This is a genomic window from Shewanella cyperi (assembly GCF_017354985.1).
In the GTDB taxonomy this organism is placed as follows: domain Bacteria; phylum Pseudomonadota; class Gammaproteobacteria; order Enterobacterales; family Shewanellaceae; genus Shewanella; species Shewanella cyperi.
The window spans coordinates 1,982,585-1,995,556 of sequence record NZ_CP071501.1 but is presented as its reverse complement, the minus strand read 5'-3'; the positions used below and the strand labels follow the sequence as shown (position 1 = coordinate 1,995,556).

10 protein-coding genes are annotated in these 12,972 nt (G+C 52.7%); 4 read left to right on the top strand and 6 right to left on the bottom strand.

Features of this window, described 5'->3' with window-relative positions:
- Positions 1–90 precede the first annotated feature (90 nt).
- Positions 91–939, top strand: a complete 849-nt coding sequence (locus JYB84_RS08610) for a DUF2989 domain-containing protein (RefSeq protein ID WP_228290923.1) — start codon at positions 91–93, stop codon at positions 937–939.
- Between the two features lie 214 nt (positions 940–1,153).
- On the top strand, positions 1,154–2,167 hold the full coding sequence (gene gap / locus JYB84_RS08605; protein WP_207322980.1) for a type I glyceraldehyde-3-phosphate dehydrogenase: 1,014 nt from the start codon (positions 1,154–1,156) through the stop codon (positions 2,165–2,167).
- Between the two features lie 132 nt (positions 2,168–2,299).
- Here the strand turns inward: gap and JYB84_RS08600 are convergent, their stop codons facing one another.
- From JYB84_RS08600 to zwf, 4 genes are read right to left on the bottom strand one after another with little or no spacing between them, the layout of a single operon-like run.
- Positions 2,300–2,944, bottom strand: coding sequence for a bifunctional 4-hydroxy-2-oxoglutarate aldolase/2-dehydro-3-deoxy-phosphogluconate aldolase (locus tag JYB84_RS08600; RefSeq protein WP_207322979.1), 645 nt, complete (start codon positions 2,942–2,944; stop codon positions 2,300–2,302).
- A gap of 13 nt (positions 2,945–2,957) precedes the next feature.
- A complete protein-coding gene (edd, locus tag JYB84_RS08595) occupies positions 2,958–4,790 on the bottom strand; it encodes a phosphogluconate dehydratase (RefSeq protein ID WP_207322978.1) in 1,833 nt (610 codons plus the stop codon).
- Positions 4,791–4,799: 9 nt separating this feature from the next.
- Positions 4,800–5,498 carry a 6-phosphogluconolactonase gene (pgl, locus tag JYB84_RS08590; RefSeq protein WP_207322977.1) on the bottom strand — a complete coding sequence of 233 codons (699 nt, stop codon included), beginning with the start codon at positions 5,496–5,498 and terminating at the stop codon, positions 4,800–4,802.
- Positions 5,499–5,508: 10 nt separating this feature from the next.
- Complete coding sequence (zwf, locus tag JYB84_RS08585; protein WP_207322976.1) at positions 5,509–6,981, bottom strand: glucose-6-phosphate dehydrogenase; 1,473 nt, start codon at positions 6,979–6,981, stop codon at positions 5,509–5,511.
- A 312-nt stretch (positions 6,982–7,293) separates the two neighbouring features.
- Here zwf and JYB84_RS08580 point away from each other — a divergent pair, with 312 nt between their 5' ends.
- Together JYB84_RS08580 and pyk are read left to right on the top strand one after the other, a co-directional pair.
- Positions 7,294–8,148 (top strand): MurR/RpiR family transcriptional regulator, encoded by an 855-nt coding sequence (locus JYB84_RS08580; protein WP_207322975.1) that lies wholly within the window; start codon positions 7,294–7,296, stop codon positions 8,146–8,148.
- Between the two features lie 170 nt (positions 8,149–8,318).
- Entirely contained in the window at positions 8,319–9,758 is a 1,440-nt protein-coding gene (gene pyk, locus JYB84_RS08575; RefSeq protein ID WP_207322974.1) for a pyruvate kinase, read from the top strand.
- Between the two features lie 105 nt (positions 9,759–9,863).
- Here the strand turns inward: pyk and JYB84_RS08570 are convergent, their stop codons facing one another.
- Complete coding sequence (locus JYB84_RS08570) at positions 9,864–12,143, bottom strand: acyl-CoA dehydrogenase (protein ID WP_207322973.1); 2,280 nt, start codon at positions 12,141–12,143, stop codon at positions 9,864–9,866.
- A gap of 24 nt (positions 12,144–12,167) precedes the next feature.
- Positions 12,168–12,800 carry a TetR/AcrR family transcriptional regulator gene (locus JYB84_RS08565; protein ID WP_207322972.1) on the bottom strand — a complete coding sequence of 211 codons (633 nt, stop codon included), beginning with the start codon at positions 12,798–12,800 and terminating at the stop codon, positions 12,168–12,170.
- Between the last annotated feature and the right edge of the window lie 172 nt (positions 12,801–12,972).

The following is a 12,972-nucleotide window of genomic DNA, read 5'->3' as shown; positions in this document are numbered from 1 at the left end:
TATTGTAATGAAATACACGGCAGTACGCCAGAAAACGTTTTAAGGTAAATCTGTAATTTTATTAGAGAAATTTCCTTGCAGGAGGCTTTCTTGAGTAAGAATCTAGTAATATTTAGATCAATTCTTTCCACAGCCCTGATTTTGACCCTGATTGGCTGCGATAATGGCCGTAGCAGCGAGAAAATCTGTAAAAATAATCCTGAACTTTGCGAAGATCTGCATAAGGACAGTTGGTGTCGTTATGAAAAGGGTGATCTCATTCGAAATCGCTTCATACTGAAAAACACCGCGACGCCATCCGGTGAGCAACTCTATGATCAGCTTAAATATCTTGAAACCTACAGCAAGTGCGTAGAGCTCGCCGCCGGGGTACAGCATATTAAACACACGGACAGAACCAACGACAGACTCAGAGCCTTTGGCGTTGCAACCCAAAACCTGCAGGAGCTGCAGGAACACACCAAACACAACAAAGATCCCCATTTGGCCTATTATCACTGGTCCAGGTTCAATGATTCCGAGGCCTTGGGGTATCTACTGGATGCCGACCGCAGGGGCGAAATCAAGGATCCCAAGCTTAAGGCGCAATTGGCCCTCTACTTTATCGATACCGATCCCCGCGATGCCAGACGACGCTTTATCGAATTGCTCGGACTGGAACATGGGGAGCATATAGATCCGGATTGGCTACTGGCGCTTGCGCGTATAAGTCACATGCTGGGTGAACTCAACAATGAGTATATCTATTCAAGGGCTAACATACTGCTCACCGGGCAAAAAGCATCCGATGAACAGATGCTGGCGCTTCTGGGCGGTAACAAAAGCTTGGCTAAAGAATTGGACCGCGATGCGGAGTCCCTGGCCGACGAGGTCTCATCGGGTGACTTTGCCGGAAGCGAAATAAGCAAAAAGCTGATGGCCGTTGAGCCCAAAAAATAAACGCTATCGATAGCCGTCCCCATATGGCTGTCTGCATCATCCAAGCCAGTTTGAACTTAATCAGGTAAATAAATTCTAAAAAACGGGATGCTTGTAAAAATAATACAATAAACACCCCTTAAACACGGGAAAACGCGCGATTTAACTTGACGAAAACGGACATTTTGGTAATTTTACTACCAGAAGATTTTTATACTCACCAGAGGGATATGAAATGACTATCCGCGTTGCAATCAACGGCTATGGCCGTATCGGACGAAATGTCCTGCGTGCACTTTATGAAAGTGACAAAGACTACCCAATTGAAATTGTTGCCATCAACGACCTTGGCGATGCCGCTATCAATGCGCATCTGACCAAGTACGATTCAGTCCATGGCCGCTTCAACGCCAAGGTTGATCACGACGCCGAGGCTATCTATGTCAATGGTGACAAGATCCTGACTTTCCAGGAACGTGACCCTGCCAAATTGCCCTGGGCTGAACTCAAGGTCGATGTGGTATTTGAATGTACCGGTATCTTCACCTCTAAAGAGGCTGTACAGCCTCATCTGAGCGCCGGTGCCAAGAAAGTCATCATTTCTGCCCCGGGCAAGAATGTTGATGCCACTGTGGTGTATGGCGTGAACAACAATGTCCTGACCAAGGACATGACTGTCATCTCCAACGCGTCTTGTACTACCAACTGTCTGGCGCCTTTTGCCAAGCCCCTGAACGATGCGATTGGTATCGAATCGGGTTTGATGACCACAATTCACGCTTACACCAATGATCAGCGTCTGTCGGACGTTTATCACAGCGATCTGCGTCGCGCCCGTGCTGCGGCCATGTCAATGATCCCAACCAAGACAGGCGCTGCCGCCGCGGTTGGCTTGGTGGTTCCTGAATTGCAGGGCAAATTCGACGGCCTCGCCGTTCGCGTTCCAACTGTTAACGTATCGCTGGTGGATCTGTCTTTTATCGCCGCTCGCAACACCACAGTGGCAGAAGTGAACGAGATCATCGAGAAAGCCGTTGCTGCCGGTGGCCCACTGGCCGAAGTACTGGCCATCAACAATGAACCTCTGGTGTCCATCGACTTCAACCATAACGCCTTCTCCTCCAACTTCGATGCGACCCAAACCCGCGTCAGTGGTCGTTTGGTGAAAGTAATGGCATGGTACGATAACGAATGGGGTTTCAGTAACCGCATGCTCGACAATGCTGTTGCCTTGATGACTGCCAAGTAATACGCATAAATAAAAAGGCCCCCGCCAGGGGGCTTTTTTATTGCTTTAGGAAATTAATGACTCATCAGTGCACCTGAGCAGATGCCAAATAAAAACCCCGCCAAGGCGGGGTTTTTATTTGGATTGGCTTTGTTACTTGAGCCCACTCAGCGCTTCTTTACACAGGTTGGTGATCCTGTCCCAATCGCCCTGCTCCATCGCATCCGTCGGTGCAATCCAGCTGCCGCCGATGCAATCAACGTTTTTCAGCGCCAGGTAGTCCTTGTAGCTGCTTGGGGTAATGCCACCTGTCGGACAAAAACGTATATCAGCCAGTGGCCCCTGGAAGGCTTTAAGGGCATCGACACCACCGGAAGCTTCCGCGGGGAAGAACTTAAAGTGCTTGTAACCCAAAGCCATACCCACCATGACTTCTGAGATGCTGGCGACGCCCGGGATCAAAGGTACAGTCCCGGCCATGGCCGCCTTCAGCAATTCCGGCGTGGCGCCGGGGGTAATGATGAACTGAGCGCCGGCTTCGGTGGCTTGACGCAGCTGTTCTTCATTGAGAATGGTGCCTGCGCCCACCAGGGCTTCCGGTACTTCTTTGGCGATTTTACTGATGGCTTCCAGGGCGCAGGGTGTACGCAAGGTCACTTCCAGCACGGCTATTCCACCGGCAACCAGAGCCTTGGCCAAGGGTACCGCATGTTCCAACTTGTTGATCACCATCACAGGCACTATCGGACTGCGCTTGAAGATGTCTTGAGGTTGTAATGACCAGTTATTTCCAGACATGGCAAAGGATTCCTTAATGCTTGTACACTTCATCGATGGCTTGGGTGCTGCGGGCACCGGTTTCCGGACTGCTGAGACTTTGCCTCAGGGCACCGAACAACTCTCTGCCCATACCAAAGCGGGAATGGGACAAATCCACGGTTTCCGCCACGCGGGCATCCAGTTCAGCTTGATTGACAAGTAAGCTCAGCTCACCTGTGATGGCGTTGACCCGGATCAGATCCCCGTCCCGCACCTTGGCAATCGCTCCGCCATCCAGTGCCTCGGGGGTAAGATGAATCGCCGCGGGCACCTTGCCAGAGGCGCCGGACATACGACCGTCGGTCATCAAAGCGACCTTGAAGCCACGGTCCTGCAAGGTACCCAGCAAGGGGGTCAACTTGTGCAGTTCGGGCATGCCGTTGGCCTTTGGCCCCTGCCCTTTAACCACAACTACGCAGTCCCGGTCCAGGGCGCCGGACTTGAACAAAGCTTCCAACTTGTTTTGATCATCTATCACCACGGCCGGCGCCTCGACAATCCTGTGTTGCTCCTGCACCGCCGAGACCTTAATCACGGCGCGGCCCAGGTTTCCTTTAAGCAGTTTAAGACCGCCGTTATTTTGGAATGGCTCTGATACCGGACGTAACACCTCGGGATCCAGACTGGCACTCGGACCATCGACCCACTTTAATTCGCCGTCCAGTAACTTGGGCTCTTTGGTAAAACGTTCCAGACCAAAACCCGCAACCGTGGCCACGTCCCGATGCAGCAAGCCTGCATCCAGCAATTGCCGGATAAGGAAGGCCATGCCACCTGCGGCGTGGAAATGGTTGATATCCGCATGACCATTGGGATAAACCCGCGCCAACAGAGGAACGGCATCAGACAATTCTGAAAAATCATCCCAGTTGACTATGATGCCGGCAGCACGGGCGGCCGCCACTATATGCATGGTCAGGTTGGTGGAACCACCGGTGGCCAGCAGGGCCACAATGCCGTTCACCACTGACTTTTCGCTGACAATCTCGCCGATAGGGGTGTACTGGCCGCTGTGTTCAGTCAGGCGGCATACCTGCTTGGCTGCCATTTTGCTTAAGGCTTCACGCAGCGGATCGTCCGGATTGACGAATGATGAACCGGGCAATTGCAGCCCCATCACTTCCAGCATCAGCTGGTTGGAGTTGGCGGTGCCATAGAAGGTACAGGTACCGGCGCTGTGATAGGACTGAGCTTCGGCTTCGAGCAGCGCTGCCCTGTCCACCTTGCCTTCGGCAAATTTTTGCCGAATACGCGCTTTTTCTTTATTGGGAATACCTGAACGCATGGGACCCGCAGGGACAAACAGCATCGGCAGGTGGCCAAAGCTTAAGGCACCAATAAGCAGGCCCGGTACTATCTTGTCACAGATCCCCAGCAGCAAGGCGCCGTCAAACATATTGTGTGACAGGCCAACGGCCGTGGCCATGGCGATAATTTCACGACTGAGCAGACTCAATTCCATGCCCGGTTGGCCCTGGGTGACCCCATCACACATGGCTGGTACGCCACCGGCTACCTGAGCCACACTGCCTATTTCATGGCACGCAGCCTTAAGCAGCTTGGGATAGTCTTCATAGGGCTGATGGGCTGACAGCATGTCATTGAAGGCCGTGACTATGCCGATGTTGGCCTTGGTCAGCTGCCTAAGCGATTGCTTGTCATCCGTGTTGCAGGCGGCAAAGCCGTGGGCCAGGTTGCCGCAACTCAGAGATGAGCGATGCACGCCTTTATGGCGGGCCTGGTTGAGGGCGTCGAGGTAGCCCTGACGGCTAGCCTTACTGCGTGCAATGATCCTGTCGGTCACTGCCTGTACTACAGGGTGCATATTGCCTCCTTAGGCGCTCCAGTATACATCTACCGGCGTCTTGGTTTGGGCCAATACCGCGCGGATAGGCATGGCAAGAATGTCATCCTGTTCCAATGCCTGGCGGTAAACCGCCAATTTCTGCTCACCCACCAGATGCAGGTAGATCTGGCGGCTGTTGAGTATGGCTTTACGGGTCAGGGTCAAGCGCTCGTGTGGCGCTTTGCCCGGTGTCACTGCTTCACAAAGAGATTCGCTGTCGAGGGCTTGTGACAGATCCGCTGAACAGGGAAACCAGGAGCAGGTATGGCCATCGTTGCCCATCCCCAGCACCACAACGTCAAAGGGCCTGGGAATGTTGGCTATGTGTTCTGCTGCCATGGCGGCACCCTCTCGGGCAGTGGCAAACATGTTCTTCAATGAGCGGAACTTGGCACCGACAGCCTTGTTCTGTATCAGGTTTTCTTTAACCAAGCGTTCGTTTGAATCCTGGCTGTCACTGTCGACCCAGCGTTCGTCGGCAAGGGTAATGAATATCTCTGACCAATCTATGCCCTTGCGGGACAGCGCCTGAAACAGCTTCAGCGGTGTAGATCCGCCCGATACCACCAGGCTGGCCTGGCCACGCTGGTCCACTGCGTCCTGTAACTGGCGGGCGATACGCTCGGCCAACATGCTTTCCAGCGACTCGGTGTTATCAAAGGACTTGAATACGGTTTCCTTTATCACGCTTGTCTCCTTATTCATCCCAGGAACGACCGTCTTTGGTGATCAAAGCCACCGACGCCACCGGCCCCCAGGTTCCTGCTGGATAAGGTTTGGGCTTTTCATTGCTGGCTTCCCACGCCTGGATGATGCCATCAACCCAGGTCCAGGCCTGCTCCACTTCATCGCGGCGCACGAACAGCGCCTGATTTCCGAGCATGGCTTCCAGCAACAAACGTTCATAGGCATCGGCGATGCGCTCGTTCTTAAAGGTATCCGAGAAGCTCAAGTCCAGTTTGGTGGTTTGCAAACGTTGCTTTTGCTCGAGCCCCGGCACCTTGTTCATCATCTGGATTTCAACGCCCTCATGGGGTTGCAGACGAATGGTCAGCTTGTTGGGCGGCAAATTGCGGTAACTGGAGCGATACAGGTTGTGTGGTGGATTTTTGAAATACACCACGATTTCGGAACTCTTGAACGGCATGCGCTTACCGCTGCGCAGATAAAAAGGCACACCGGCCCAGCGCCAGTTGTCTATATCCACCCGCAAAGCCACAAAGGTTTCTGTGTGGGATTGGGTGTTGGCACCCTCCTCTTCCAGGTAACCCGGAACCGGGCTGCCCTTGAGAAAACCAGCCGAATACTGACCACGGACGGTATTTTCAAATACGTTGTCGGTATTGATGGGCCTGAGGGATTTAAGGACCTTTACCTTCTCATCACGGATGCTGTCGGCATCCAGGTTAACCGGCGGGTCCATGGCAACCAGAGTCAACACCTGCAGCAGGTGGTTCTGGATCATGTCGCGCATCTGGCCGGCTTTGTCGAAATAACCCCAGCGACCTTCTATGCCCACTTCCTCGGCCACTGTGATCTGCACATGATCTATGGTGCGGTTGTCCCACTTGGAGGCGAAAAGTGAATTGGCAAATCGCAGTGCAATCAGGTTCTGAACCGTTTCTTTACCCAGATAGTGATCGATACGATACACCTGGCTTTCATTGAAATAGGCTGAGACCTGGTTGTTGATTACCCTGGAAGACTCGAGATCCGAGCCAATGGGCTTTTCCAGAACGACCCGGGTATCCGGCTGAATAAGGTCTTGCTCATGGAGACAGCGGCAGATGTCGCCGAAAATAGCCGGAGGGGTTGCGAAATAGTTGACCATCACCCGTTTGCCGGGATCCAGCAATTCGTGAAAGGCACTGTAACCCTCAGGCTCGGTAAAATTTGTGCCTATATAGTGGCAACGGTCGAGGAAGCGTGTGACCGTTTCGGCACAGAGGGGGTCTTTGACGAAGGTGTTAAGAGCGGTATCGACCAACTCGCGGAACTCTGCGCGGGAAAATTCATCCTTGGCGACACCGATTATTTTGGTATCCGGATGCAGCAGTTCTGCCTTGTCCAACTGATATAAAGATGGCAACAGTTTACGCCTTGCCAAATCCCCTTTGGTTCCGAAGAGGACAAAATCACAAGCTTTGGCCCCTGATGTTGTTTTGCCCATGGCTGAGAGCTCTCCTGTGTTCGTTGCAGTTTCTTGAGTCGTCAGGAAATTGCGCTTTTGTTGTAATATAACAACAGAACTTGTTAAATGCATCTAGATTTTGAAAATTACTCCTGCCGCCGTGGCTAGGCAGTTTCGGGTAAAATCTGATATGCTTTTTGTGCTTAAATTACTGTTGGCAGTAGTAACTTTTTTCAAAAACTGTTTTTTAAATAAAAGCTGTCAAGTGTGCCGGCGGCCATGCATACGAATGTACGCTGCCAAGAACACCCAATAATATAAGATACCTTCAATGAGATCGGACGTACGCGTATGAATACCCTAGAAAAGGTCCAAAAAAGCCTCACCCAGTTCAGTAAATCTGAACGCAAAGTGGCAGAAGTGATTCTGGCATCGCCCCAAACGGCCATTCATTCCAGCATAGCAACACTGGCAAAGATGGCAGATGTCAGTGAGCCAACGGTGAACCGTTTCTGCCGTCGTCTCGATACCAAGGGTTTCCCTGATTTTAAGTTACATCTGGCACAAAGTCTTGCCAACGGAACCCCCTATGTCAGCCGGCACGTGGAGGAAGATGATTCCCCTGAGTCATACACGACAAAAATATTCGAATCATCAATGGCTTCACTTGATACAGCGCGCCAAAGCCTGGACATCAGCGCCGTCAATAAGGCAGTGGACATTCTGACACAGGCAAAGAAAATTTCTTTCTTTGGCCTCGGCGCCTCGGCCTCGGTAGCCCATGATGCCCAAAACAAATTCTTCCGCTTTAACGTACCTGTTATATGCTTTGATGATGTATTGATGCAGCGCATGAGCTGTATCAACAGCAACGAAGGTGATGTAGTGGTATTGATATCCCACACAGGCAGAACCAAGTCGTTGATAGACATTGCCAGACTGGCCAGGGAGAACGGTGCCGCTGTGATAGCCATTACGGCACGCAATTCGCCCCTGTCCGAGGAATGTACCCTGGCAGTAACCATGGAAGTGCCGGAAGATACCGACATGTACCTGCCCATGGCATCACGTCTTGCACAACTGGTAACCATAGACGTACTGGCAACCGGCTTTACGCTCAGAAGGGGACCTCGCTTCCGCGACAGTCTGAAGCGTGTGAAGGAAGTACTGAAAGAATCAAGAATCGATAAAGAACCAAATCTGTAACTGGTTTCCGCGGGGAATCACTGATCCCCCGCTCTCATTTGCTGAGATTCAGCCAAATGAGCAGAAAAATAAAAGAGTGAGATAGATCATTTTGTTTGTAAGTTTCCTACATATCAGGTCAATGTCTGATAATATAGGGTAAGATTTTTTGAAACTTAACGGAGTATCTCATGTTCCGCAGAACCAAAATCGTGACCACCTTGGGTCCGGCCACAGATCGTGATGACAACCTGCGCAAAATTATCGCCGCCGGTGCCAACGTAGTCCGCCTCAACTTCTCCCACGGTTCACCCGAAGATCACCTGGAGCGCGCTGAACGCGTTCGCAGCATCGCCCGCGAACTTGGTGTGCATGTTGCCATCCTCGGCGATCTTCAAGGTCCAAAAATCCGGGTGTCTACCTTCAAGGATAACCGTAAGGTGCAACTGCATCTTGGCCAGGCGTTCGTCCTCGATGCAGAGCTGGGCAAGGGTGCCGGCGATGAAAATCAGGTTGGCATCGACTACAAGGAATTGCCGGACGACGTTAAGATCGGTGACATTCTGATGCTCGATGATGGCCGTGTTCAGCTCAAGGTTGAGCGGGTCGAGGGCCGCAAGGTACACACCACAGTGACAGTGGCAGGTCCCCTCTCCAACAATAAGGGCATCAATAAGCAAGGTGGTGGTTTGTCTGCCGCAGCCCTGACCGAAAAGGATAAGGCTGACATTATCACCGCCGCCCGTATCCAGGTTGACTATCTGGCCGTATCTTTCCCCCGCAGCGGCGCCGACCTCGATTATGCCCGTGAACTTGCCAAGCAAGCCGGCAGCAACGCCATGATAGTGGCCAAGGTTGAACGCGCAGAAGCGGTAGCTACGGACGAGGCCATGGACGATGTGATCCTGGCATCCGATGCCGTTATGGTTGCCCGTGGCGATCTGGGTGTGGAAATCGGTGACGCGGCCCTGGTTGCGGTACAGAAAAAACTCATCAGCCGCTCACGTCAGCTGAACAAGATAGTGATAACAGCCACCCAGATGATGGAATCCATGATTTCATCACCCATGCCGACTCGTGCGGAAGTGATGGACGTGGCCAACGCCGTACTCGATGGTACGGATGCGGTAATGTTGTCTGCTGAAACGGCAGCCGGTGATTTCCCTGAAGAAACAGTGAAGGCCATGGCCAAGGTGTGCCTCGGTGCCGAGGAACATCCGAGCGTCAAGGTGTCAAAACACCGTATGGACGAGCGTTTCACATCTGTGGAAGAAACCATCGCCCTGGCAACTATGTATGCGGCCAACCACCTGGATGGCGTAAAGGCCATCATAGCCCTGACCGAATCGGGTGCGACTCCGCAGCTGATGAGTCGTATCAGCTCTTCCCTGCCGATCCTGGGTCTGTCACGCCACGAGACTACTCTGGCCAAGATGGCCTTGTACCGCGGTGTTCAGCCGATTTATTTTGATTCCACCGCCTATGCCGCCGACGAGCTGGCATCAAAGGCCCTCGAAAGCCTGCAAAGCGCCGGTTATCTCCAAAGCGGTGACCTGGTGCTGATGACCAAAGGCGATGCCATGGAAACCATAGGTGGCACCAACACCTGCAAGGTGTTGATCGTCGCCTAATCAGAGCAATTGATAGAGAATAAAAAGGGCGCACCAGCGCCCTTTTCTTTTACATTAACAGTAATAAAAAACGCGCTTGAAGCGCGTTTTTCAATATCGTGTTACTTACAGACTGTCGAACTCATCCACATTGATGGCCGCCACACGCAAAACATTGGCTCTGTTCAATGCTTCAAATTCCTCGTCGGAAATAACCTTGGCTTCAAGCGCTGCCTGATACAGCTCATCTTGGGGCAACTTGACTTTGAGTTTGCCTTCTTTCTGGGCCCGACGCAGTGTTTTGTACAATCCCTTGCACTGGTATTGAGCTTCAAATGCCGCTTCCACTTCGGCTATGCCACCCTTATCACCATCGAAATCAGGGCAAAGGAAAGTCAGACGTTCACGGGCAGGCCCGGGTTTGAGCATGGACTGCACCAGCTCCGAAGACAGCTTGTCGCTTGGCAGATGGAAATGGTTGCCAAGTGGGAATATCAAGGCTCTGAGCAACCAGGATACGGGTTTGGATGGGAAGTTACGGATAGCCTCATCCAATGCCTTTGCAGCCTGATGCAGGCGGGTTTGCATGGCATGGTGCACCGCCGGCAGATCGTCGTGTTGACGGCCATTGTCCTCAAACAATTTCAATGTTGCCGAGCCCAGATACAACTGACTGAGCACATCACCGAGGCGGGCAGACAACATCTCCTTGCGTTTAAGCTCGCCGCCCAATATCAACATCGCCAGATCTGTCGTTAAGGCCAGGGCCGCGGACATACGGGTCATGTGCTTGTAATACTGGCGGGTATCACCGCTTACGGGGGCGCCGGCGAAATAGCTGCCACTGAGGGCATTGCCCAGGCTGCTGAGGGCGTTACGGCTGGCATAGGCCATATGCCCCATCAGCAAATTATCAAAACGCTCAATGGCTTCATCCTGATCTTCCATGGCAGCGGTTTCCATTTCCGCCAGCACATAGGGATGACAACGGGTCGCGCCCTGACCGAAGATCATCAGGCTGCGGGTCAATATGTTGGCCCCTTCGACCGTAATGGAGATTGGACTGGCCATAAAGCCATGACCCAGGTAGTTCTTGGGCCCCAGTTGGATGCCCTTGCCGGATTGGATATCCATGGCATCGTTCATGACGTCGCGGCCAAGCTCGGTCATATGATACTTGGCAATGGCTGTGACCACCGAGGGTTTAACCTTGAGATCTATGCCCGTGGTGGTCAGGCGGCGGGCGGCTTCCAACTGGTAGGTATTGGCTATAATTCGGGCCAGTGCTTCCTGTACCCCTTCAAAATGGCCAATGGCCATACCAAATTGCTGGCGCACATAACTGTAGGCCGTGGTGGTTTTGGTCGCCACGTGGCCCGTTGCAGTTGCCAGTGCCGGCAGGGAAATGCCGCGGCCTGCGGACAAACATTCAACCAGCATGCGCCAGCCACGACCGGCGTATTGGGGGCCGCCGATGATCCAGTCCAGTGGAATGAATACCTCTTTGCCACGGGTAGTGCCGTTCATAAAGGCCATATTGAGTGGATTATGGCGCGGGCCGATTTCTACCCCGGGATGACTGGTGGGGATAAGCGCACAGGTGATGCCCAAGTTTACCTTATCGCCCAACAAACCTTCCGGATCCTTCATTTGGAAGGCCAGACCCAAAACAGTCGCAACCGGCGCCAGGGTGATGTAGCGCTTGTCCCAGGTCAGACTCAGACCCAGTACTTCCTCGCCGTTAAACTCGCGGCGACAGACTATGCCTTCATCGGGGATAGCACCTGCATCGGATCCTGCTTCGGGACCGGTCAGGGCAAAACAGGGAATTTCATCACCCTTGGCCAGAGCCGGCAACCAGCGATCTTTCTGCTCCTGGGTACCATAGTGGGTCAGCAGTTCACCCGGACCAAGTGAATTGGGTACCATCACTGTCACTGCGGCACTGACACTGCGGCTGGCAAGCTTGGCCACTATGGTGGAGTTGGCATAGGCAGAGAAGCCCTTGCCACCGTATTTTTTGGGGATGATAAGCGCAAAGAAGCCCTCACGCTTGAAGAAGTCCCACAGCTCTGGGGGCAAGTCCTTGCGCTGCTGCACTATGTCAAAGTCATCGATCATGGTCAGGGCTGTCATCACCTGATTATCGATAAAGGCCTTTTCCTCCACCGACAAGGTGGGTTTACCGTAAGCATGGAGGGCGTCCCAGTTTGGTTTGCCGCGGAAAAGCTCCCCTTCCCACCAAACATCACCGGCTTCCATGGCCTCACGTTCGGTATCGGACAAGGGGGGCAGCACTTTCTTGAAAAAACTGAATACCGGACGGGTAATAAACCGCATCCGGAGATCCTTGATTGCCAACACAGCCACTATGGCAATGATGACGAGTATCAGCAGGCTTGTCATAAGCAACCTTCCTTTTTATTGCGCTCAGACTGGAACAGCCACACCGGCCGCCATGTAGGGGATGACCTTGCGGATCACCGTTTCGATATTGTTTTGCTCACCAAAGTCAGCCTCGGCTATCTCGGTGAGTGCATCGGCGGAAGCCATGGTGAACACCACAGTGCCCAGGGTGAAATGCAGTCGCCAGAACATCTCGGCCGGTGGTATATGGGGCGCGCTCTGGCACACCACTTTCACAAACAGACTCAGGTGTTCACCGTAATGGGTGGTGATAAACCAACGCAGATGGCCCTGACTTTCAATATAGCCCCTGCCGAGCAGTTGCAGGAAAATGCGGGTTCCTTCATGTCGCATCTTGTTGAGATCGAGCAAGGGGCCCACCAGGGCGGAAAATATCTCGTTCAGCGAAGCTGTCCCGTCACTGTGCTGCAACTTCTCCAGGGCCAAAGACGCTGCCGGCATAAAGACATCCAGATAGCGGGCCAGTACGGCGCGGATCAGTTCTTTCTTTGAACCAAAATGATAGTTGACCGACGCCAGATTGACCTCGGCCTTGCTGGTGATCAGTCGCAGGGATGTCTCGGAAAAGCCACGTTCGGCAAAGAGTTTTTCAGCTGCATCCAGAATTCTTGTTTTTGTATCGGATCGACTCGCCATTCCCTTACCTATAATTGATTAAAACACCCGTTTAAATTAATCATTGGACCTGTGGTTGTCAAACACTATTGGTCTGGAATGGCGGGATTCTTGTCGCTTTATCAACGAAATCTCTCTGTAATTTATGGCAATTCCCTCACTATTGGATAGACTGTTGCAAACAATAAACAGG

Bases quoted from the DNA above. Each gene is read 5' to 3' on its own strand.
- gap (WP_207322980.1), top strand. From the start codon at position 1,154: ATGACTATCCGCGTTGCAATCAACGGCTATGGCCGTATCGGACGAAAT.
- JYB84_RS08600 (WP_207322979.1), bottom strand. From the start codon at position 2,944: ATGTCTGGAAATAACTGGTCATTACAACCTCAAGACATCTTCAAGCGC.
- edd (WP_207322978.1), bottom strand. From the start codon at position 4,790: ATGCACCCTGTAGTACAGGCAGTGACCGACAGGATCATTGCACGCAGT.
- zwf (WP_207322976.1), bottom strand. From the start codon at position 6,981: ATGGGCAAAACAACATCAGGGGCCAAAGCTTGTGATTTTGTCCTCTTC.
- JYB84_RS08580 (WP_207322975.1), top strand. From the start codon at position 7,294: ATGAATACCCTAGAAAAGGTCCAAAAAAGCCTCACCCAGTTCAGTAAA.
- pyk (WP_207322974.1), top strand. From the start codon at position 8,319: ATGTTCCGCAGAACCAAAATCGTGACCACCTTGGGTCCGGCCACAGAT.
- JYB84_RS08570 (WP_207322973.1), bottom strand. From the start codon at position 12,143: ATGACAAGCCTGCTGATACTCGTCATCATTGCCATAGTGGCTGTGTTG.
- JYB84_RS08565 (WP_207322972.1), bottom strand. From the start codon at position 12,800: ATGGCGAGTCGATCCGATACAAAAACAAGAATTCTGGATGCAGCTGAA.